Below are 20,564 nucleotides of genomic sequence, written 5' to 3' on the forward strand. Positions count from 1 at the left end.
TGACGATGCATTTTTGGGAGGCGATCCATGGCATGGAACACGCGCAATTTTTTGGCCTTCGATATTCCGAGCACTACGGGTCAAGGACCTCATTCGCTCTCCGTCACGGGGGAAGTCGAAGTCATGGCGGCGAACGAGACGCCGCATCTGTTGGAAGCACAGCAGGGGATCAATCAGTATGACCTGGTCCTTAGGCTGACTGTTACGAGCTCCGGGCAGGGCGCTGAGGTCCTGACCTGGAAGCGTGTGAGCTTCTCGAAAGAGATCGGCGATCACAAGTACCTCACCGTCACGGTTCACGAGTCGGCGACGCCTCTGATCATCAAGGTCGAGCAGGCTCAATCGTAGAGCGTAAGACCGGTTTGCCCTCGCGACAAATGCGAAGTGTTAACGCGAGAGCGCTGCTTGATCAAAAGCAAAAGCGCGATGTTGATTCGTCATCAAGTCATCGCGCTTTTGATCATGGCCGCCCAGGCGAGTCGCTGAAGCGAGCGTGGGTCGCGCTGTGTCAGCTCAGAACAGATGCACCGCGTGCGGCGCGAACAGGCCGATTGCGGTAAACCCGATGCCGGCCAACGCGAGCAGGCCGGAAACCCACGCCAGCGCAATCATGCCGGTGATGATGGTGGCTGACGCCAGCACGATGGCGATCTGGAACGCCGCCGAGGCGACCTCGAAGTGATGATACTTCGCGAGCGCCAGGTCGCGTTCATGTTCGGAGTGCTTGGCGCGCTCGGCGAGTTGTTCTGAGCCTTCGTTGGTTTCCGGCTCCGAGCGATAGCGCGCCGCGGTCTTCTGCCAGTCCTCGACCTGCTTCAGCGCAGCGGCCTTCTGAGTCGGGTCGGCGATCGTCGGAGCGATGATCCTGAGTTCTTCCGCGGCGGTCTGCACCGCGGTGCGGCGGATGGTCTTGGCCTGGAAGAACGACCAGAGATTCGACGCCTCGACATTCTTGCCGATCGATTCGGTCTGGGCGCCTTTGCCCAGCGTTTCCGACAGCGCCAGACACAGCGCGATCACCGCGATCAGCAGCGCGATCTTCTTGTTCTCGCCAGAGGCATGCTCGGCATGCTCCGCGTGCTCCATGCTTTCGTGCGCACTCATCGTGCTTCCTCCTGCCAAGTCCCACTGCCAAGTTCCGCCAACGTTTGACCGAACAGGGTGGGGTTCGCAAGAGGCAAGTCGGAGCCGAATCAGTGGAAAATCACCGGCAAATCCCGGTCATCACCGTGTCATGCGCGGGGATGGGCCGTCTTGTAGACGTCCATCAGCCGTTCGGCATCGATGCCGGTGTAGATCTGGGTGGTGGACAGCGAGGCATGTCCCAGCAATTCCTGGATCGCCCGGAGGTCGCCGCCGCGGGACAGCAGATGGGTGGCGAATGAATGGCGCAGCGCATGCGGCGTGGCGCTGTCGGGCAGGCCGAGCGCGCCGCGCAGGCTCGCCATCGCGAGCTGAATGATGCGCGGGCTCAAGGGGCCGCCTTTGGCGCCGACAAAGATCGGTCGCTCGGGCGACAGCGTATGTGGGCAGATCGCGACATAGTCGGCGATCAGCGTCAGCACGTTTTGCAGCACTGGCACCATGCGGGTCTTGTTGCCCTTGCCGGTGACCACCAGTACGTCACCGGCGCCCGGTGCGGGAACGTCGCGGCGCTTCAGGCCCAGCCCTTCCGAAATGCGCAGGCCCGATCCGTACAGCAGCGCCAGCACCGCGGCGTCGCGGGCGAGAATCCAGGGTTCGCGGTCTTCACCGGCGCGCAGATCGGCATCGACGATGCGCTTGGCCGTAGACATCTGCAGCGGCTTCGGCAGGCTCTTGCCGATTTTAGGCGCCCGGATCGCTGACAGCGCGCCGACCTTGCCATTGCCTTCGCGCTCCAGGAAACGCGCCAGTGAACGCAGGCCGGCCAGCGCCCGCATCAGCGAGCGGCTGCCGATCTCGTCTGCGCGCCGCGCCGCCATGAACGCGCGCACGTCGGTTGCTTCGAGCTTTGCGAATCGCTTCAGCGTGACGGTGCTGCCCCAATGCTCGCCCAGGAACACCATGAACTGACGCACGTCCCGCTCATAGGCTTCCAGCGTCTTCGGCGACAGCCGACGCTCGGCGCGCAGGTGCGACAGCCAACGGGTGATCTCGGTCAGCAGATCCAGCGCCGCGTAGGGGGCGAGCGCGGATTCGGCTGGCTTTGGATCGGCTGGTTTAGCCACCATACTTTGCCTCGTAGCCCGCATGAGCGGAGCGATATGCGGGACTGCCCTTGCAACAAGCCCCGGATATCGCTTCGCTCATCCGGGCTACACCATGAATGCGGGCCATCATCACGGCTTCAGGTTCAGCCTTCGTTAATTGCAGCTTACTCCGGAAACCGCTTCAGCGGCTCGGGCGTTCCCTCGGGCACCGGTGTGCGGGCGGCGTTCATGGTCATTGCCAGCAGCGTGTAATAGCCGTTGATGCCGAGAATATCGATCACGCCCTGTTCGCCGAACCTGGCGACCGCCTTGGCATAGGTCGCATCGCTGACCCGCTTGGTGCGCTGGATTTCGATCGACAGGTCGTAGGCGGCCTCTTCATCGCCCACCATGCCGGCGGGCCTTCGGCCGTCGGCAATGGCGTCGGCGATCTGCGGTGACAGGCCCGCTTTCATGGCAATGGCATGATGGGCAACCCATTCATATTGCTGGGTCCATTCCCGCGCGGTGATCAGGATCACCATTTCGCTCACGCGCGCCGGCAGGACACTCTTGAAACGCAGGTAGTCGCCCATCGCCTTGGCGCGCAGCATCACCTCGGGGCTGCGCAAAAGTGGCACGAACGGCCCGCGCACCTCATAGCCACGGCCGCCGGCGAATTCCTCGGCGGCCTTCTTTTGCGCCTCGGTGTAGCTCTGGGCGGCGATCGGCGGCATGCGGTCCTGGGCGGCCGCCGGGCCGGTCGCCAACGTGACCGTGGCGGCAACGATAAAGATCATTGTTCCGAAAGCAGGCCGAGGCATCGTTTTGTCTCCCTTTTGTTTTTATATCGCGAATGGGCACGGCGCTCGTCGCGCTGGTCCAGACCCGGCGGGGATTCTAAGTTACCCAGTCCCGCCCTTCGAGTCCGATTCGCCGCATGACCCCTCCCATCAGCACAACCCGCATTGTCGACGTCCTGGTGCCGGTCGCGCTGAACCACACCTATTCCTATCGCGTGCCCGCCGGCATGGAACTTCGGCCGGGTGATATCGTCAGCGTGCCGCTCGGTGCGCGCGAGGCCATGGCCGTGGTCTGGGCGGACAATGCCAATCCCGATCCGCGGCTGCACAACCGCCTGAAGGATGTCGGCGAGAAGTTCGAGGCGCCGCCGCTGCAGAGCGAGTTGCGCAGCTTCGTCGACTGGGTGTCGACTTACACCCTCTCCGCGCGCGGCATGGTGCTGCGCATGACGTTGCGGATGGGCGAAAACCTGGGACCGGAGCGGGTGCGCCTTGGCGTGCGGCTGGTCGGCGCGCCACCGCAGCGCCTGACCCCGGCACGCCGGCGCTTGATCGAGGTGCTGTCCGATGGCCTGCTGCACGGCAAGTCCGATGCGGCGCACGAGGCCGGTGTCAGCGGCGGCGTAGTCGATGGCCTGGTCGACGAGGGCACGCTAACGGTCGAGGTGATGCCGAAACCGCCGCCTCCGCCGGCGCCCGATCCCGCCTTCGCGGTGCCGGATTTTTCACCGGAACAGCTCAGGGGTGCCGAGGCATTGCGTGAGCTCGTCGCCAAGGGCGGCTTTCATGTCGCGCTGCTCGATGGCGTCACGGGGTCCGGCAAGACCGAAGTCTATTTCGAGGCGGTGGCGGAGGTCATGCGCCGCGGCGGCCAGGCGCTGATCCTGATGCCGGAAATCGCGCTCACCGGGCAATTCCTCGACCGCTTCTCCAATCGCTTCGGCGTTCGACCGCTGGAATGGCATTCGGAGCTGACCCCGCGCACCCGCGCGCGCAACTGGGCGGCGATCGCGGCCGGCGAGGCGCATGTGGTGGTCGGCGCGCGCTCGGCGCTGTTCCTGCCCTATGCCAAGCTCGGCCTCATCATTGTCGATGAGGAACATGACCAGGCCTACAAGCAGGACGAGGGAGCGCACTATCATGCCCGCGACATGGCGGTGGTGCGCGGCCATATTGCGAAAATTCCCATTGTGCTGGCGTCCGCCACGCCCTCGGTCGAGACCGAGGTCAATGCGCGCAAGGGGCGTTATCAGCGCGTCGCTTTGCCGTCGCGGTTCGGCGGCCAGCACATGCCGCACATCCAGTCCATCGATCTGCGTCGCGCGGCCCCGGCGCGGGGACGCTTTGTCTCGCCGCCGCTGGCGGAAGCGGTGCGGGCCACCATCGCGCGGGGCGAACAAGCGCTGCTGTTTCTCAACCGCCGCGGTTATGCGCCACTGACGCTGTGTCGTGCCTGCGGTCACCGTTTCTCCTGCAACATCTGTGACGCGTGGCTGGTCGATCATCGGTTTCGCAAGCGGCTGGTCTGCCATCATTGCGGCTTCTCGACGCCGCGGCCCGACGTTTGTCCGCATTGCGCCGCCGAGGAATCGCTCGCCGCCATCGGTCCGGGCGTCGAGCGGCTGCAGGAGGAAGCGGCGGCGCTGTTTCCCGACGCCCGCAGCATGGTGCTGTCCAGCGATCTCATCACCTCGATCGAGACCATGCGCGCGGAACTGACCGAGATCGCCGAGGGGCGCGTCGACCTGATCATCGGCACGCAACTCGTCGCCAAGGGGCATCATTTTCCCCGGCTCAATCTGGTCGGCGTGATCGACGCCGATCTCGGGCTCGGTAACGGCGATCCGCGCGCTTCGGAGCGCACGTTTCAATTGCTCAACCAGGTGATCGGCCGCGCCGGCCGTGAGCAGGGCCGCGGCATCGGCTATCTGCAGACCCATCAGCCGGAGCATCCGGTGATCAAGGCGCTGATCGCCAATGATCGCGAGGCATTCTACGACAGCGAGATCGAGGCGCGCGAGCGCACCGGCTATCCGCCGTTCGGCCGCCTCGCCAGCCTGATCATCTCAGCCGGCGATCGCCCCACCGCGGAGCAATTCGCGCGCGGGCTCGCCGCGCTTGCCCCACGCGACGACCAAGTGCAGGTGCTGGGACCCGCCGAGGCGCCGCTCGCGGTCATCAAGGGCCGCTATCGCTTTCGCCTGCTGGTGAAGTCCGCGCGCGGTTATGATCTCTCCGCCTACCTGCGCGACTGGCTCGCCGCGGGGCCGAAGACCAAGGGCAATCTCAAGCTCGAGGTGGATATCGATCCGCAGAGCTTTCTGTGATCCCGCTTATTACTTTACAAAAGAAATCAATGCCGCATGTTTGCCAACATCACGGGAGCGCGTTGTGTTTTTCAGCCTGGTGATCGCAAGCTTTGTGAGCGCGACGGGGACTGCGTTGATTGCAGCGGCGTTGCATCCGAGCCTTCAGTTTTTCTCGGGAGCTTTTGCAGTTGCTCTTGGCCATGTAGTGATTCTCGGCCTGCCGATAGCTGCCTGGTATTATAAAGAACGTGGCTGGCTTCCCTTGCCTGCGGCTTTGATCGGCGGCTTTCTGGGAGGTGCTGTGCCGTTGTCCTATTTTATGCGCCCCATCGATCTCAGTGTTCTGATGGTTATGGGTGGTTTGGGTTTGGTCGCAGGAGCAACCTTCTGGTTGACACTCAAGCTACTCGATGCCCTGCCGAGCAGGTCGGACGCAGCAGAGCCGTAATCAGTGCAGCGACAAAATAAATAAACCAAAAAGCCTGCCACCGTTTGCACGATGGCAGGCGATCGCGACGCTTGTACGCAGCGCTACTGGGCTGAAATCAAAACGAACGATTACTGGATTTCAGCGACGACCCGGCCAACGCCGCGGCCGGTGAGGCCGACCGCGCGTGCCGCGCCGGTCGAAAGATCCAGAACCCGGCCGCGAATGAACGGGCCACGGTCATTGATGGTGACGACCACGCTACGATCCCCATGGGTGACCTTGAGGCGGGTGCCGAACGGCAGGGTGCGGTGGGCGGCGGTCATGGCGTTCTGATTGAAGCGCTGACCCGATGCGGTGCGGTTGCCGGCTTCATTGCCATAGTAGGACGCGATGCCGGAGAAGGAGTGGCCGCTCGAAGAGCCGACCGAGGCGTTGGCGTCGCGCCAGTGGTGGTGATGCCGGCGGGACTTGGCGTCTGCGGCGGAGATGCCGCCGACGAGAACCGAGGCGGTAACCGCCGCGGTCAGGACATTGCGAACCGAGAGGGCACGCCACGGCGGGAAGTTAAGGTTACGAATCATCAAGTGGAACCCCTGAGACTGTATTGGAACGTATTAGGGCAGGACTGCTGGCTATAACCTGCGACCCCATGGACGTCCGAAGGGTTCACCTGACAATGAGGCGACAACGCGGCACCGGGTTTTGTTCCATAAACCGCTATAGATTCGCTTCAAATCTGAAGCTAATCTTATAATCTTAGAATATACTTGGAATTAACCAATTGGTAACCATAAAGTTGGCTCGAATACTTTATAAGCAAGAATTCATTAAGGGTTGGCAAGAAGAAGCAGGGGTGGGGCGCCTGGCCCCCTGCTATGCGACAAGCGCATTTGGCTATGTGTCCAGCGGGATGCTGGGCGTTGAACCGCTCTCGTGCGGGGCACCTGGCCGGTCGCCGCATGGGGCAAGGTGGATCGCATTTTTCGGTCGGCGGAATTGCCGCCGGGGGTAGAACTCCCCATCGGCAATCTGGCTGCGATGTATCAGCGCAAGGGCGCGGCCAAGCGCTCAGCGGCGTTTCAAATCGTGTTCGCGCCATGTACCGAAGCGGTAAGCCGAACCCAGCGCGGCAGCTGCAACTCAAAAATCTCGGAGGAAGCATGACATCGCATTGGTCGATCACGGCCGCGCGCGTTCTGATCGTCGTCACCTTGATGGCCGTTATCGGCCCGATATCCGGCGCGTCCGCACAGGCCTATCCTGATCGGCGTATCACCTTCGTCGTGCCCTATCCGGCCGGCGGTGCGACCGACGTCGCGGCCCGGTTGCTTGCGACCAAGCTTGCGGATGCCTGGAAGCAGTCGGTCGTGGTTGAGAACAAATCGGGTGGCGGCGGCATCGTCGGCAACGATTTTGTCGCGAAGGCGCCGGCGGACGGCTACACGGTCCTGGTGGCGATCACCCAGATCATCCAGGCGCCCAGCCTGTTCGCCAGCCTGCCTTACGACGTGTTCAGGGATCTCGCGCCGGTGACTCATGTGGCGCAGTCGCCGATCATCCTGACCATCCCCGATGCACAGCCGATGAAGTCGTTCCAGGACCTGATCGCGGCCGCCAAGGCGAATCCCGGCAAGCTGCCCTATGGAACGTTCGGCAATGCCACCACGTCGCATCTCTACGGCGAACTGCTGAAGAAGACCGCCGGGATCGACATGATTCATGTTCCCTATCGCGGCTCGGCGCCGCTGATGAACGATCTCCTGGGCAATCAGGTCACGGCGGCCTTTCTCGATTTCACCACCGCAGGCCCCCAGCTCAGTGCCGGCAAGGTGCGGGCGCTGGCGGTCGGTGGCGAGAGCCGCAAGGCCAAGCTGCCTGACGTGCCGACCTTGGCCGAACTCGGCTATCCCGGATTCGAGGCGGAGGGCTGGATCGGTGTGTTCGTGCCGGCGGCGACGCCCAAGGAGATCGTAACCAAGCTATCCAGCGAGCTGGCGCGGATCATCGCGTCGCCGGAGGGAGTTACCGGACTGCAGGCGCTCAATCTCGTGCCGGTCGGCGGGACGGCGGAGACGTTTGCGGCCACCCTGCGCCGCGATCAGGCGCGCTGGGCGACGGTGGCGCAAACCGCGGGCGTCAAGGGCGAGTGATGGGTTGCCGGCCGCGGCGTCTAAAGTCGCCGCGGCTGTCGGAGCACGCCGTTGAGATTGCTTACGCACGTCCCGATTTATCGCCGGCTTGCACGATGACGCCATACCAGCCCAGCCCGCGATAGGTTTCGTAACCAGGGGTGGCGTGAAATGCGACCGTGGCGCCGTCCGCGCGGCTATAGAAGCCGTTGGTGCGGTTGTCGGTTCGCAGGTCGAACCGATCGCTCAGCGCGCCTTGTGGCGCCGACGAGGCGATGATGCGCCGGTTGGCATCCACCAGCATCACCGTGGTTCGCTGTCGATCCCTGGGATCGATGCGGACGCCCTGGACGATGGCCTCCGCCTGGGGCGCCCAATCAAAATGGATCGCCAGAATGCCGATCGGCGCGCCATGGCTGTCTCCGCCGGCGCGAACCGAGGCGGCATAAGTCGCAACCTGTGCACCGTTCAAGCCGTTGCAGGTCGCAATGTCGCTGACGGCGAAGTCGTCGCCTGAGGCGAGGGCGCTGGCCTTGGCAAACCAGGGCTCGCGCGAGACATCGAGGCCGGTCGCGGCGTAGCGGTCGGGGCGGCCATTGGCGATCACCTTGCCATGCAGGTCGCACAGCCACAGGTCGAGATAGACGGTGTAGGCGCCGAGAATCACGCCGAGCCGCCGGCTGGCGTGGCGCACGGCCTCCGGCGAAGGATCGGTGGCGCAATCCACCACGGCGCTATCGGTGGCCCACCAGCGCACATCGCATGTCCGCTCATAGAGATTGCGATCGATGATCTCGATCGCGTTCAGCGCCAAATCGACCATGCGGCTGCCCTGGGCCGCGGTGGCCATCGACTGGGTCTGTCGGCTCAGCGTGTCGATCTGGGTCGCCAGTTCCGCTTGCAATTTTTCGGCGATGACACCGACACTGCTGGCGATCTCGCGCACCTCGGCCGCGACCACCGAAAAGCCGCGGCCGTGTTCGCCGGCCCTGGCACTTTCGATCAGGGCATTGAGCGCAAGCATCCGCAGCGTTCCAGTCACCTGCTGGATGCCATTGATCTTTTCGGCGGTGGTGGAGCGAAGGCTATTGGTGAGGTCGACGAGATTGGCGATCGACACGGCATCATCGCCGGCGTCTGGGCCGGTTGTTGTTATTGGTCTTGGCAGCGACATTTTCCACCTGATTGGCCCCGTCCCCGGGAGCAGACGGCGCCAACCCCATTGTTGGCGCGATCTCGGTGACAGCATTTGCTGCGGTGCGAGATTTTGCAACTTCGGGATGGCGGAAATCATTCGAATTCGTTAGCAATTTCATAAAGTTGGCGCGCGGCGAGTGCCAGTTTTTTGAGCCGATGGACTAGCGAATAGGCAGCCGAAAAACGTACTGGGGAGCAACGGCTGTCCATTCGGCGGGGCAGCGGGGTCGCGGAACCGAAACGGATCGGGCGATGAGCGCCTGATCATGCGCCGATCGGGCAGGCGCCGTGTGAAAAACCGATCGCAAAATGAGGGCGTGCAGCTCGTCGAAAAGAGTGCCCGCCGATTGCGTGCTGCGACGTGATCGGCTGCGCTGCGACAAACCATCACTGCCATCACGCGGTCGTGTTGCACCTGCGCGCTGCCTATGTTAGCAAACCGCGATTTTCAGCGGCGGCGGCATTCTGCCTGCAGCCCGAAAATAGAAGTCCCGCTTGAATTCCAAGGACTTTGATCGCCTGTCACCTCTGGTGGCGACGATCTCTGGGCTTGGCCTTTCCACAGCCAGATAGAGCGCATTCGTGGCAGCAGATAATCCGTCGGTTTCTGGAGTTTCCGGTCGTTACGCGACGGCCCTTTTCGATCTCGCGCGCGACGAACGATCCATCGACGCAGTCAAGGCCGATCTCGACAGCTTCGACAAGCTGCTCGCCGACAATCCGGACCTGATGCGCCTGGTGCGCAGCCCGGTGTTCACCGCCGATGAGCAGGCCAAGGCGCTCAACGCGGTGCTGGCCAAGGCCGGCATCAGCGGCACCACCGCAAAATTCCTCGGTGTGCTCACCGCCAACCGCCGGCTGTTCGCGGTTCGAGACATCATTCGCGCCTTCAATGCGCTGGTCGCCCGCTTCAAGGGCGAGGTGTCGGCCGACGTCACCGTCGCCGAGCCGCTTAGCGACAAGAATCTCGACGCCCTCAAGACCGCGCTGAAGTCAGTCAGCGGCAAGGACGTCACCCTCAACGTGAAAGTGGATCCCTCGATCATCGGCGGGCTTGTGGTCAAGCTCGGCAGCCGCATGGTCGACAGTTCACTTCGCACCAAACTCACTTCGATCAAGCACGCGATGAAAGAGGCAGGCTGATGGACATCCGCGCCGCGGAAATTTCCGCAATTCTCAAGGACCAGATCAAGAATTTCGGCCAGGAAGCCGAAGTCTCCGAAGTCGGTCAGGTGTTGTCGGTCGGTGACGGTATCGCCCGCGTCTACGGCCTCGACAACGTTCAGGCCGGCGAAATGGTCGAGTTCGAGAACGGCACGCGCGGCATGGCGCTGAACCTCGAAACCGACAACGTCGGCATCGTGATTTTCGGCGCCGACCGCGAGATCAAGGAAGGCCAGACCGTCAAGCGCACCCGCGCCATCGTCGACACCCCCGTCGGCAAGGGCCTGCTCGGCCGCGTGGTCGATGCGCTCGGCAATCCGATCGACGGCAAGGGCCCGATCCAGGGCGTCGAGCGCAAGCGCGTCGACGTCAAGGCGCCCGGCATCATTCCGCGCAAGTCGGTGCATGAGCCGATGGCCACCGGCCTCAAGGCTGTCGACGCACTGATCCCGGTCGGTCGCGGTCAGCGCGAGCTGATCATCGGTGACCGTCAGACCGGCAAGACCGCGATCGCGCTCGACACCATCCTGAACCAGAAGCCGCTCAACGCGCAGCCGGACGAGAAGATCAAGCTGTATTGCGTGTATGTCGCGATCGGCCAGAAGCGTTCGACCGTCGCCCAGTTCGTCAAGGTGCTCGAAGAGCAGGGCGCGCTGGAATACTCCATCGTGGTCGCCGCCACCGCATCCGATCCGGCGCCGATGCAGTATCTCGCGCCGTTCACCGGCTGCACCATGGGCGAGTATTTCCGCGACAACGGCATGCACGCCGTCATCATCTATGACGACTTGTCCAAGCAGGCCGTCGCTTATCGCCAGATGTCGCTGCTGCTGCGCCGCCCGCCGGGCCGCGAAGCTTATCCGGGCGACGTGTTCTATCTGCATTCGCGTCTGCTCGAGCGCGCGGCGAAGATGAACGACAGCGAAGGCGCGGGATCGCTGACCGCGCTGCCGATCATCGAAACCCAGGCCAACGACGTGTCGGCCTACATTCCGACCAACGTGATCTCGATCACCGACGGCCAGATCTTCCTGGAAACCGATCTGTTCTTCCAGGGCATTCGCCCGGCGGTGAACGTCGGTCTGTCGGTGTCGCGCGTCGGCTCCTCGGCGCAGACCAAGGCGATGAAGAAGGTCGCCGGCAAGATCAAGGGCGAGCTCGCGCAGTATCGCGAGATGGCGGCGTTCGCGCAGTTCGGCTCCGACCTCGATGCCTCGACCCAGCGCCTGCTCAACCGCGGCGCGCGCCTGACCGAACTCCTGAAGCAGCCGCAGTTCTCGCCGCTGAAGATGGAAGAGCAGGTCGTGGTGATCTACGCCGGCGTCAACGGCTATCTCGACGGCATCGCGGTCAACAAGATCCGTGCCTACGAAGACGGTCTGCTGTCGCTGCTGCGCGGCAAGCACGTCGAGATCCTCAACACCATTCGCGACAGCCGTGATCTGTCCGATGACGTGGCGGGCAAGCTCAAGAGCGTCGTCGAGGGTTACACCAAGACGTTTGCGTAAAACCTGCGCGTCATTTGCGCGAAAAATTGTTGTCATGACCGGCGCGGGGCCGGCCATGACGAAGAGGGGTTCGCGGTCCAGGTAAAAACTGGATCGCAGGGGTAAACCGAGAATGGCTTCACTCAAGGACATGCGCGTCCGCATCGCCTCCACCAAGGCGACGCAGAAGATCACCAAGGCGATGCAGATGGTCGCGGCCTCCAAGCTGCGCCGGGCGCAGACGGCTGCGGAAGCCGCGCGCCCCTATGCCGAGCGCATGGATACGGTGATCAGCAACATCGCCGGCGCGGCCTCCGGATCGGGCAGCGCGCCGTTGCTGCTGGCCGGCACCGGCAAGGACAATGTGCACCTGCTGCTGGTCTGCACCGGCGAGCGCGGTCTGTCGGGCGCCTTCAACTCGTCGATCGTGCGCCTGGCGCGCGAACGTGCGACGGCGCTGATGGCCCAGGGCAAGACGGTGAAGTTCTTCTGCGTCGGTCGCAAGGGCTACGAGCAGCTGCGCCGCAACTTCGACAAGCAGATCATCGAGCACATCGATCTGCGCGCGGTGCGCCAGCTCGGCTTCAAGAATGCCGAGGACATCGCCAAGAAGGTCGTCGCGCTGTTCGAGGCCGGCGAGTTCGATGTCTGCACGCTGTTCTATTCGCGCTTCAAGTCGGTGATCGCGCAGATCCCGACCGCCCAGCAGATCATTCCCCTGGTGATCGAGGCCAAGGATACCGCCAAGACGGCTTCGGCCGTTTACGATTACGAGCCGGCCGAGGACGAAATTCTGGCCAGCCTGCTGCCGCGCAATCTGGCGGTGCAGATCTTCCGTGCGCTGCTGGAAAACAACGCGTCGTTCTATGGTGCGCAGATGAGCGCAATGGACAACGCCACCCGCAACGCCGGCGACATGATTCGCAAGCAGACGCTGATCTACAACCGCACCCGTCAGGCGATGATCACCAAGGAGCTGATCGAGATCATCTCCGGTGCTGAAGCGCTCTAATTGCAAACAATTTCCGTCACATTGACGGTCGTCTAGTTCAAGACTTCGAGGAGAAAGTTTCCATGGCCCAGCCAGCCAATCAGGTCGGACGCATCACCCAGGTCATCGGCGCCGTCGTGGACGTGCAGTTCGAGGGACACCTGCCCGCCATTCTCAACGCGCTCGAGACCCAGAACGCCGGTTCGCGGCTGGTGCTCGAAGTGGCACAGCATCTCGGCGAATCCACCGTTCGCACCATCGCGATGGACACCACTGAAGGCCTGGTGCGCGGTCACGAAGTGACCGACACCGGTGAGCCGATCGAAGTGCCGGTCGGTGCGGGAACGCTCGGCCGCATCATGAATGTGATCGGCGATCCGGTCGACGAAGCCGGCCCGATCGTCTCGGAAGGCCGTCGTCCGATCCACCAGCCCGCTCCGTCCTACGTCGACCAGTCGACCGAGGCGGAAATTCTGGTCACCGGCATCAAGGTCGTCGACCTGCTCGCACCTTATGCCAAGGGCGGCAAGATCGGCCTGTTCGGCGGCGCCGGCGTCGGCAAGACCGTGCTGATCCAGGAACTGATCAACAACGTCGCCAAGGCGCACGGTGGTTATTCGGTGTTCGCCGGTGTCGGCGAGCGCACCCGCGAAGGCAACGATCTCTATCACGAGTTCATCGAGTCCAAGGTCAACGCCGATCCGCACAATCCGGATCCGAACGTGAAGTCGAAGTGCGCGCTGGTGTTTGGCCAGATGAATGAACCGCCGGGTGCCCGCGCCCGCGTCGGCCTCACCGGCCTCACCGTCGCGGAACACTTCCGCGATCAGGGCCAGGACGTGCTGTTCTTCGTCGACAATATCTTCCGCTTCACCCAGGCCGGTTCGGAAGTGTCGGCTCTGCTCGGCCGCATTCCTTCGGCGGTGGGTTATCAGCCGACGCTCGCCACCGACATGGGCGCGCTGCAGGAGCGCATCACCACCACCCACAAGGGTTCGATCACCTCGGTGCAGGCCATCTACGTTCCGGCCGACGACTTGACCGACCCGGCGCCCGCCACCTCGTTCGCCCACTTGGACGCGACCACGGTGTTGAACCGTGCGATTTCGGAAAAGGGCATCTATCCGGCGGTGGATCCACTCGACTCGACCTCGCGCATGCTGTCGGCGCTGGTGGTCGGTGAAGAGCACTACAACACCGCACGCCAGGTCCAGCAGATCCTGCAGAAGTACAAGTCGCTGCAGGACATCATCGCCATTCTCGGCATGGACGAGCTGTCCGAAGAGGACAAGATCACCGTGGCGCGCGCCCGCAAGATCGAGCGCTTCCTGTCACAGCCGTTCTTCGTCGCCGAAGTGTTCACCGGCTCGCCCGGCAAGTTCGTCGACCTCGCCGACACCATCAAGGGCTTCAAAGGCCTTTGCGACGGCAAGTACGATCACCTGCCGGAAGCTGCCTTCTACATGGTGGGCACCATCGAAGAGGCGGTCGAAAAGGGCAAGAAGCTCGCGGAAGCGGCGTAACGTCGTTCTGAACGCAAGCGGGAATCACCATGGCCACATTCCACTTCGATCTCGTATCGCCCGAAAAGATCGCCTTCTCGGGTGAAGTCGATCAGGTCGACGTGCCTGGTCTCGAAGGCGACTTCGGCGTGTTCGCCGGTCACGCGCCGCTGGTTGCGAGCCTGCGGCCGGGCATCCTCAACATCACCGTCGCCGGCAAGCACCAGAAGATCATCGTGCTCGGTGGTCTTGCGGAAGTCTCCGACAAGGGCCTGACCGTGCTGGCCGACACCGCGACCTCGATGGAAGAGCTCGATCGTGCCGCGTTCGCGCAGCAGATCACTGAAATGGAAGAGAACCTGAAGGACGAGGAACCGGGCAACGCGCTCGACCACGCCATTTCCCGGCTCGACCATTACAAATCGATCCAGCAGCAGATTTCGTCGACCGCGATGCACTGATCGCGTCGTCGAACGCTTCAATTGCAGAAGCCCGGTCTCGCAAGAGGCCGGGCTTTTTGCTGTTGGTTGAACGTAGCCCGGGTGAGTGAAACGATACCCGGGGGCCAATTGCACCATCGTCCCCGGATATCGCGCTGCGCACTCATCCGGGCTACGGATCATCTGTTACTTATTTGTGGATAGCGCGGGGCAGCACACCGATCCATGCGCGCGTCTCAGACAAACCGCGCGAACTCGGTCGCGACCGCCGTGTAGACCTCGCGCCGGAACGGCACCACCTGGCTGGCGACACGGTCGAGCCGCTCCCAGCGCCACTGGTCGAATTCGGGCTTGTTTCCGTCAGGCGGAGTGGCGACGTTGATCTCGCTGTCCGAACCGGTGAAGCGCAGCGCGAACCATTTCTGCCGCTGGCCGCGAAACACCGACAGCCGGTGTGGCGGTCCGTCATAGGGCGGGAAGTCGTAGGTCATCCAGCCGGTTTCGCCGAGATAGTCGGCGTTGGTCGCGCCGGTTTCCTCCCACAGCTCGCGTGTCACCGCGGCGCGTGGATCCTCATTGGCATCGATGCCGCCCTGCGGCATCTGCCATTCGAGGCCGGGGTAGATCACCTCCGGTCCGCTGTCGCGGAACCTGCGGCCAATCAGGACTTCGCCGCGGGCATTCAGCAGCGCGATGCCCACATTGAGGCGATAGGGTTTGGAATCTGTCATGGGATTTACAGGTGCTGTATGAGGGTATTCAGGTGCCGTGTGGTCTGCCGTCGGGCGCATGGCCTGCCGGCTGGGCCGGCATGATCTTGCGGACCAAGACGGCGCGGCCGTGATCGCCTAAGTTGCCGCCGCCCGGTCCCGGGCGGAAACGAGTGAGACGATTGAGGCTTCTCAAGATCATACGACCAAACCGGCGCGACGATGTCCAGCCGGATCACCGATCCGAGCGGCCGGCCGATGGCCCCGCGCGGACTGGCCTCGTGTTTGATCGTGTCGGTTTCCGTCGCGACAACCGTCAGATCTTTGATGGCCTGTCGCTGGATTTGTCCGAGCGGCGGATCGGTCTGATCGGCGACAACGGTTCGGGAAAAAGCACGTTGCTGCGGCTGGCCAACGGCTTGCTGCGCGCCGAGCAGGGTGAGGTGCTGATCAACGGCCGCTCCATGACGCGTGGCCGCGACGAATTGCAGGACGCCGTTGGCTTTGTGTTCCAGAATCCGGATCATCAGATTATCTTCCCGACAGTCGGTGAGGAAATCGCCTTCGGCCTGCTCGAGCGCGGCGGTACGCCGGCGCAGGTGAAGGACCAGGTCGACGCTCTGCTCGTCCGGCATGACTGCACCGGGTGGAGCGATCGCGCCATCCACGAACTGTCCGAAGGGCAGAAGCAGCTCGTCTGCATCCTGGCCGTGATCGCCACACAGCCATCGATCCTGCTGCTCGATGAACCGTTCTCCAGTCTGGATCTGCCGACGCGGACATCGCTGTCGACGCGGCTTGCGAGGCTCCCCCAGCACATCGTCATGGCCAGTCACGATCTTGATTTGCTCAGCGATTTCGATCGCGTGATCTGGCTGGACAAAGGGAGCGTGATGGCGGACGGGTCACCCGGCCAGGTATTGCCGGACTATCGCGCACACGCCGCGGCACGCGGTGCCGCCATGCTGGAGAGTAACGCCGAATGATGGGCGGATATCTCGCCCGCGCGACGTGGCTGCATCGGCTGCCGGCGGGTCTCAAGCTTGCGATGATCGCGGCCATCAGCATTGCGCTGCTGCCGGTGCAGGACTGGCGCTGGCTCGCGCTCTGCCTCGCCCTTGTCGGCGCTGTTTATGTCGCGCTGGGGCGCGAGGCGATGCGGCGCCTCGGCCTGTTCAAGCCGCTGCTGCCGCTGCTGATCATCATCGGCGGACTGCAGGGCCTGTCCAATCGGTGGGAAGACGGTGCGAGCGTGGTGTTGCGCCTGCTGGTGATGGTGCTCACGGCCGATCTCGTCACCATGACCACCACCATGACCGCGCTGATGCGGGCGGTCGAACCGCTGTTTCGCTTGCTTCGTCCGCTGGGCGTCAATTCACGAAAAATCGCGCTGGCGGTGGCGCTGGTGCTGCGCTTCATTCCGGTGCTGCTCGCCAACTGGCGCGCGCGCGAGGAAGCCTGGCGCGCACGTTCGCGGCGGCGGGTCCCGCTCAAGCTCGTTGTCCTGTTCCTGATCGAAACATTGCGCCTGGCTGATCATGTTGGCGAGGCGCTCGATGCGCGCGGCTATGGCCGGACGCGCCGCCAACCCTGAGGAGACACCCGTGGAATCCCGAGCCATTGTTCGAATCTCACTTCTGGCCGCGATGATCGCGGTGCTGGGATTGCTGCCGACATTTCATCTTCCCGTTGCCGGCGGGGTGCCGATCACCGCACAGACACTGGGCGTCATGCTGGCCGGCATCGTGCTCGGCGCGCGCCAGGGCGCGCTTGCGGTGTTGCTGCTGATCTTTGTGGTGGCGCTGGGCGTGCCGCTGCTTGCCGGCGGCCGTGGTGGCCTTGGCGTGTTCTTCGGTCCGTCAGTCGGCTTCCTCTTGGGATGGGTGCCGGGCGCCTTCGTCACCGGTTTCCTGATGCGGCGGCTTGCACAATGGCCGGTGTTTCCCAGCGCGCTGATTGCCGCGACCTTCGGCGGCATCCTGGTTGTCTATGCCTGCGGCATCCTGGGTCTCATGGTCATGGCGCGAATGAGTGTGTTGCAGGCAATCATGGCGACGGCCGTGTTCCTGCCCGGCGACATGCTGAAGGCATTCGCGGCGGCCTTCCTGGCGAAAGCGGCCGATAGCGCCTATCCCGCGGCGTTGGAGCGCCGCGCGTGAGTGTAACGGCGGCGCTGGCGCATCACGCTGCCCGCACGCCGGATCGCGACGCGCTGGTGTTCGAAGATCAGCGGATCGGGTGGCGGAGCCTCAGCGAGGAAGTCGATCGGCTGGCGGCGCTCATCGCCGCCCGCACGCCCGACGGCAGCGGTATCGCGCTGCATCTGCCGACCGGTGTGGCGCTGTCTCTGTTGTTCCTCGCGGCGGCGCGCGCGGGACGGGAGGCGCAGGTCCTGGATCCGGACTGGCCGCTCGACATGGCCCGCACGATCCTGGCGCAGCTGTCGCCGGCCCTGGTCATCAGTTCGGATCCGCGGTTGGCCGGCGATCACACGATTGTTCTGGCCGATCCCTATATGCCGCTGATGCAGCTCGCATCGGCTTTTGGCGCTTCGGCCGACGCGATCCCCAGCTCGGAGCCAGACGATCTGCTGCCGTTCTATGTCGGCTTTACCTCCGGTTCGACCGGAATGCCCAAGGGCTATCGCCGCCATCACCGGTCCTGGACCGAGAGTTTTCGCCATGATGGACTGGAGTTCGGCATCGGCCCCGATGACGTGATTCTCGCGCCGGGAACGCTCACCCACTCGCTGTTTCTTTATGCCCTGATGAATGGGCTCAATGTCGGCGCCCGTGTTATCCTGTGCCGGCGGTTCCGGCCCGACACGGTGGTGCGTCTCATCGAATACGAGCGCGCGACCGTTCTTTATGGCGTGCCGACCCAGTTGCAACTGACGATCAAGGCTGCGGGCGATCGGTCCCTGGCAACCATGCGCTGGGTGCTGTCCTCCGGGGCCAAATGGCCCGCCGAGACCAGGCAGCAATTGCTGCGCCTGTTTCCTGCGGCGCAATTTGCGGAGTTCTACGGCGCGTCGGAGACGAGCTTCATGACAGTCGCGAAAGCCAGCGAGAGCAATCCCGAGACGTCGGTCGGGCGTGCTTTTTCCGGCGTCGATGTGACCATCCGTGATCAGTCCGGTCGCCGTCTACCGGCGGGAGAGCCCGGCTATGTTTTTGTCGAGAGTGCGTTTCTGTTCATGGACTACGCTTGCGGGGAGGATGATTTGTTGCGCGAGGGCGATGCCATGTCGGTCGGCGACATCGGCTTTCTCGATGCGCGCGGCTTCCTCCATCTGGTTGGGCGCGCCAGCCGCAAGATCGTAACGTCAGGCAAGAATGTCTATCCGGAGGAGATCGAACGTGTGCTCGAACGCCATCCCGCGATTGTATCGGCCGCTGTGCTTGGCGTGCCCGATGCCGATCGAGGCGAGCGTTTGATCGCGCTGCTGCGGCTGCAGGGGGAAGCCTCCGTCACCAGTGCGCAATTGATCGCCCATGCGCGCGCGGAGTTGCCGCTGCCCAAGGTGCCGCGCGTCTATGCGGCCGTGCCGGAATGGCCGTTGACGCGCTCCGGCAAGACCGATTTCGAGACGCTGCGCCGCGGCTGGAGCGCGGGCCTCTTTGCGAGGCTGCCGTGAGCGCCGTCTTCATGGTCGCCGCGCGGCGCACTGCGGTTGCTCCCCGCAATGGCGCCTTCGCCCAGATCGAGGCGATCGATCTGGCTGACACGGCGATCCGTGCGGTGCTTGACGATGCCGGCTTTCCGCCTGCGGATGTCGACGACGTGATGTTCGGCAATGCGCTCTACGGAGGTGGCAATCCTGCGCGGGTAGCCGCGCTGAAGGCGGGGCTGCCGGTCACGGTCCCGGCGAGCACGGTCGACACCCAGTGTTGCGCCGGCCTCGATGCCATCCTGTTGGCGGCCGCGCGCATCAAGGCCGGCGAAGCCGATGCGATTGTCGCTGGCGGTGTCGAAAGCTTCAGCCGCGCGCCGCTGCGGGCGCGCAGCCCGAAACAGCCGGGCGAGATTCCCGAACCCTATGACAGGCCGCCGTTTACGCCATGGCCGGAGCGCGATCCGGATATGATCCCGGCCGCCGCGACGCTGGCGGAGGAGTGGGACATCAGCCGCGAAGCTCAGGAGGCCTTCGCGATCGAAAGCCATCGCAAGGCCGTCGCGCGTGGCTGCCCCACGCAGGAATTCGTTCCGGTGTCCGGCCTGGTGCGTGATCCCTTTGCGCGTCGTCTCAGCATGGGTCTCTGCACGCGTCTTCCGGTTCTCGCCGGCAATGCGAGTCATGGCGTCACCGCGGCGACCATCGCCGTCGAGGCCGATGCCGCCGCCGCGGTCCTGCTGGTATCGGAGACGGCGCTATCGCGCTGTCGCTTGGCGGGCCGCGCTGTTCGCCTCGTCGGCGGAGCGCGTTCGGGCGGTGATCCGGAGCGTCCGGGTCTTGCACCGGTCGGCGCGGCGCGCACTGCGCTGCTGCGCGCGAGACTGTCCGCAGCGTCGCTGTCGGTTGCGGAAATCATGGAAGCCTTCGCCGTTCAGGCCATGATCTGTATCCAGGAGCTCGCGCTCGATCCTGCTCGTGTCAATCCCGGCGGCGGCGCGCTGGCGCGCGGACATCCGATCGGCGCTTCCGGCGCGATTATTGCCGTGCGGGTGTGGCAGGAGTTGCAGGCACAATCCTCGGGGGCAACAGGACTGGCGGCGATCGCGGCGGCGGGCGGGCTTGGCTCCGCCTTGCTGTTGTGCGCGGAGTGAGCCCGATGCCGCTGCGTATTCCCCGCCCCGCAGATCTTGCCACGTTGGTCGGAACCGAGCTTTCGCCGAGTGACGAATTCGCGCTGAACCAGGCCGATGTCGATCGTTTTGTCGAAATCAGCGGCGATCGCCAGTGGATTCATTCGGACACCGAACGTGCCCGGGCGGAATTGCCTGAAGGCCGGACCATCGTGCCCGGTAATCTGCTGCTGGCGCAAATCCCGCGGCTGCTGCAGCAGGTCTATGTCGTCGAACGCTTCGCGAAGTGTCTTGTCGCGGGTTACAGCCAGGTCCGCTTCCGGCAAATTGTCGGCACCGGGACCCCGCTGGCGTTGCGGGTGAAACTGGTGTCGGTGACGCCGACACGCAGCTTCGTCCGGGTCGAAACCGAATGCACCATCATGATTGCTGACGATCGCAAGCCGGCGCTGACGGTCCAGGTGACCGACCTGTATTACGAATAG

General features: G+C 63.9%; 22 protein-coding genes. 16 read left to right on the forward strand and 6 right to left on the reverse strand.

The window, feature by feature from the left end; translation table 11 throughout:
• Positions 1-27: 27 nt before the first annotated feature.
• Positions 28-348, forward strand: coding sequence for a hypothetical protein (locus RS897_RS11805; RefSeq protein ID WP_315836734.1), 321 nt, complete (start codon positions 28-30; stop codon positions 346-348).
• 165 nt (positions 349-513) lie between these two features.
• Here RS897_RS11805 and RS897_RS11810 read toward each other — a convergent pair whose 3' ends face one another.
• The 3 genes from RS897_RS11810 to RS897_RS11820 form a co-directional block, all read right to left on the reverse strand.
• Entirely contained in the window at positions 514-1,104 is a 591-nt protein-coding gene (locus RS897_RS11810; RefSeq protein WP_315836735.1) for a DUF4337 domain-containing protein, read from the reverse strand.
• A 128-nt stretch (positions 1,105-1,232) separates the two neighbouring features.
• The gene (locus tag RS897_RS11815) at positions 1,233-2,213 is read right to left on the reverse strand and encodes a tyrosine recombinase XerC (protein ID WP_315836736.1); all 981 of its coding nucleotides are present in this window, start codon (positions 2,211-2,213) and stop codon (positions 1,233-1,235) included.
• A 143-nt stretch (positions 2,214-2,356) separates the two neighbouring features.
• Positions 2,357-2,995 carry a carboxymuconolactone decarboxylase family protein gene (locus RS897_RS11820; protein ID WP_315836737.1) on the reverse strand — a complete coding sequence of 213 codons (639 nt, stop codon included), beginning with the start codon at positions 2,993-2,995 and terminating at the stop codon, positions 2,357-2,359.
• 116 nt (positions 2,996-3,111) lie between these two features.
• Between RS897_RS11820 and RS897_RS11825 the strand changes: the two genes are divergently transcribed.
• Both RS897_RS11825 and RS897_RS11830 read left to right on the forward strand, forming a co-directional pair.
• Positions 3,112-5,301: a primosomal protein N' gene (locus tag RS897_RS11825; protein ID WP_315836738.1), complete on the forward strand. Its 2,190-nt coding sequence runs from the start codon at positions 3,112-3,114 to the stop codon at positions 5,299-5,301.
• Between the two features lie 64 nt (positions 5,302-5,365).
• Entirely contained in the window at positions 5,366-5,731 is a 366-nt protein-coding gene (locus RS897_RS11830) for a hypothetical protein (RefSeq protein WP_315836739.1), read from the forward strand.
• A 110-nt stretch (positions 5,732-5,841) separates the two neighbouring features.
• Here the strand turns inward: RS897_RS11830 and RS897_RS11835 are convergent, their stop codons facing one another.
• Positions 5,842-6,294, reverse strand: a complete 453-nt coding sequence (locus RS897_RS11835) for a septal ring lytic transglycosylase RlpA family protein (protein WP_315836740.1) — start codon at positions 6,292-6,294, stop codon at positions 5,842-5,844.
• Positions 6,295-6,646: 352 nt separating this feature from the next.
• Between RS897_RS11835 and RS897_RS11840 the strand changes: the two genes are divergently transcribed.
• Complete coding sequence (locus tag RS897_RS11840; RefSeq protein ID WP_315836741.1) at positions 6,647-6,877, forward strand: hypothetical protein; 231 nt, start codon at positions 6,647-6,649, stop codon at positions 6,875-6,877.
• The gene (locus tag RS897_RS11845) at positions 6,874-7,863 is read left to right on the forward strand and encodes a Bug family tripartite tricarboxylate transporter substrate binding protein (protein ID WP_315836742.1); all 990 of its coding nucleotides are present in this window, start codon (positions 6,874-6,876) and stop codon (positions 7,861-7,863) included. Before RS897_RS11840 ends, RS897_RS11845 begins: the two co-directional genes overlap by 4 nt.
• Before the next feature lie 61 nt (positions 7,864-7,924).
• Here the strand turns inward: RS897_RS11845 and RS897_RS11850 are convergent, their stop codons facing one another.
• Positions 7,925-9,016 (reverse strand): methyl-accepting chemotaxis protein, encoded by a 1,092-nt coding sequence (locus tag RS897_RS11850; protein ID WP_407654469.1) that lies wholly within the window; start codon positions 9,014-9,016, stop codon positions 7,925-7,927.
• A 605-nt stretch (positions 9,017-9,621) separates the two neighbouring features.
• Between RS897_RS11850 and RS897_RS11855 the strand changes: the two genes are divergently transcribed.
• From RS897_RS11855 to RS897_RS11875, 5 genes are all read left to right on the forward strand, one after another.
• Positions 9,622-10,182, forward strand: coding sequence for a F0F1 ATP synthase subunit delta (locus RS897_RS11855; RefSeq protein WP_315836744.1), 561 nt, complete (start codon positions 9,622-9,624; stop codon positions 10,180-10,182).
• Positions 10,182-11,711: a F0F1 ATP synthase subunit alpha gene (atpA, locus tag RS897_RS11860; protein WP_315836745.1), complete on the forward strand. Its 1,530-nt coding sequence runs from the start codon at positions 10,182-10,184 to the stop codon at positions 11,709-11,711. Before RS897_RS11855 ends, atpA begins: the two co-directional genes overlap by 1 nt.
• A 112-nt stretch (positions 11,712-11,823) precedes the next feature.
• Positions 11,824-12,702: a F0F1 ATP synthase subunit gamma gene (locus RS897_RS11865; RefSeq protein ID WP_315836746.1), complete on the forward strand. Its 879-nt coding sequence runs from the start codon at positions 11,824-11,826 to the stop codon at positions 12,700-12,702.
• Positions 12,703-12,764: 62 nt separating this feature from the next.
• Positions 12,765-14,204 carry a F0F1 ATP synthase subunit beta gene (gene atpD, locus RS897_RS11870; RefSeq protein WP_315836747.1) on the forward strand — a complete coding sequence of 480 codons (1,440 nt, stop codon included), beginning with the start codon at positions 12,765-12,767 and terminating at the stop codon, positions 14,202-14,204.
• 29 nt (positions 14,205-14,233) lie between these two features.
• Positions 14,234-14,644 carry a F0F1 ATP synthase subunit epsilon gene (locus RS897_RS11875; protein WP_315836748.1) on the forward strand — a complete coding sequence of 137 codons (411 nt, stop codon included), beginning with the start codon at positions 14,234-14,236 and terminating at the stop codon, positions 14,642-14,644.
• A gap of 215 nt (positions 14,645-14,859) precedes the next feature.
• Here RS897_RS11875 and RS897_RS11880 read toward each other — a convergent pair whose 3' ends face one another.
• Positions 14,860-15,354 carry an RNA pyrophosphohydrolase gene (locus RS897_RS11880; RefSeq protein WP_315836749.1) on the reverse strand — a complete coding sequence of 165 codons (495 nt, stop codon included), beginning with the start codon at positions 15,352-15,354 and terminating at the stop codon, positions 14,860-14,862.
• A 260-nt stretch (positions 15,355-15,614) separates the two neighbouring features.
• Here RS897_RS11880 and RS897_RS11885 point away from each other — a divergent pair, with 260 nt between their 5' ends.
• The 6 genes from RS897_RS11885 to RS897_RS11910 are packed head-to-tail and all read left to right on the forward strand — an operon-like array spanning position 15,615 to position 20,564.
• Positions 15,615-16,319 carry an energy-coupling factor ABC transporter ATP-binding protein gene (locus tag RS897_RS11885; protein WP_315836750.1) on the forward strand — a complete coding sequence of 235 codons (705 nt, stop codon included), beginning with the start codon at positions 15,615-15,617 and terminating at the stop codon, positions 16,317-16,319.
• Positions 16,316-16,927, forward strand: a complete 612-nt coding sequence (locus RS897_RS11890) for an energy-coupling factor transporter transmembrane component T family protein (RefSeq protein ID WP_315836751.1) — start codon at positions 16,316-16,318, stop codon at positions 16,925-16,927. The genes RS897_RS11885 and RS897_RS11890 overlap by 4 nt, the downstream gene beginning before the upstream one ends.
• 10 nt (positions 16,928-16,937) lie before the next feature.
• Positions 16,938-17,492: a biotin transporter BioY gene (locus RS897_RS11895; protein ID WP_315836752.1), complete on the forward strand. Its 555-nt coding sequence runs from the start codon at positions 16,938-16,940 to the stop codon at positions 17,490-17,492.
• Entirely contained in the window at positions 17,489-18,970 is a 1,482-nt protein-coding gene (locus RS897_RS11900) for an AMP-binding protein (RefSeq protein WP_315836753.1), read from the forward strand. The genes RS897_RS11895 and RS897_RS11900 overlap by 4 nt, the downstream gene beginning before the upstream one ends.
• Complete coding sequence (locus RS897_RS11905) at positions 18,967-20,100, forward strand: thiolase family protein (protein WP_315836754.1); 1,134 nt, start codon at positions 18,967-18,969, stop codon at positions 20,098-20,100. Before RS897_RS11900 ends, RS897_RS11905 begins: the two co-directional genes overlap by 4 nt.
• Positions 20,101-20,105: 5 nt before the next feature.
• Positions 20,106-20,564 (forward strand): MaoC/PaaZ C-terminal domain-containing protein, encoded by a 459-nt coding sequence (locus tag RS897_RS11910; protein WP_315836755.1) that lies wholly within the window; start codon positions 20,106-20,108, stop codon positions 20,562-20,564.

Source organism: Bradyrhizobium prioriisuperbiae (assembly GCF_032397745.1).
Taxonomy (GTDB): domain Bacteria; phylum Pseudomonadota; class Alphaproteobacteria; order Rhizobiales; family Xanthobacteraceae; genus Bradyrhizobium_A; species Bradyrhizobium_A prioriisuperbiae.

Coding starts and splice junctions, on each gene's coding strand:
- RS897_RS11805 (WP_315836734.1), top strand. CDS start 28: ATGGCATGGAACACGCGCAATTTTTTGGCCTTCGATATTCCGAGCACT.
- RS897_RS11810 (WP_315836735.1), bottom strand. CDS start 1,104: ATGAGTGCGCACGAAAGCATGGAGCACGCGGAGCATGCCGAGCATGCC.
- RS897_RS11815 (WP_315836736.1), bottom strand. CDS start 2,213: ATGGTGGCTAAACCAGCCGATCCAAAGCCAGCCGAATCCGCGCTCGCC.
- RS897_RS11820 (WP_315836737.1), bottom strand. CDS start 2,995: ATGCCTCGGCCTGCTTTCGGAACAATGATCTTTATCGTTGCCGCCACG.
- RS897_RS11825 (WP_315836738.1), top strand. CDS start 3,112: ATGACCCCTCCCATCAGCACAACCCGCATTGTCGACGTCCTGGTGCCG.
- RS897_RS11835 (WP_315836740.1), bottom strand. CDS start 6,294: ATGATTCGTAACCTTAACTTCCCGCCGTGGCGTGCCCTCTCGGTTCGC.
- RS897_RS11845 (WP_315836742.1), top strand. CDS start 6,874: ATGACATCGCATTGGTCGATCACGGCCGCGCGCGTTCTGATCGTCGTC.
- RS897_RS11850 (WP_407654469.1), bottom strand. CDS start 9,016: ATGTCGCTGCCAAGACCAATAACAACAACCGGCCCAGACGCCGGCGAT.
- atpA (WP_315836745.1), top strand. CDS start 10,182: ATGGACATCCGCGCCGCGGAAATTTCCGCAATTCTCAAGGACCAGATC.
- RS897_RS11865 (WP_315836746.1), top strand. CDS start 11,824: ATGGCTTCACTCAAGGACATGCGCGTCCGCATCGCCTCCACCAAGGCG.
- atpD (WP_315836747.1), top strand. CDS start 12,765: ATGGCCCAGCCAGCCAATCAGGTCGGACGCATCACCCAGGTCATCGGC.
- RS897_RS11875 (WP_315836748.1), top strand. CDS start 14,234: ATGGCCACATTCCACTTCGATCTCGTATCGCCCGAAAAGATCGCCTTC.
- RS897_RS11880 (WP_315836749.1), bottom strand. CDS start 15,354: ATGACAGATTCCAAACCCTATCGCCTCAATGTGGGCATCGCGCTGCTG.
- RS897_RS11890 (WP_315836751.1), top strand. CDS start 16,316: ATGATGGGCGGATATCTCGCCCGCGCGACGTGGCTGCATCGGCTGCCG.
- RS897_RS11910 (WP_315836755.1), top strand. CDS start 20,106: ATGCCGCTGCGTATTCCCCGCCCCGCAGATCTTGCCACGTTGGTCGGA.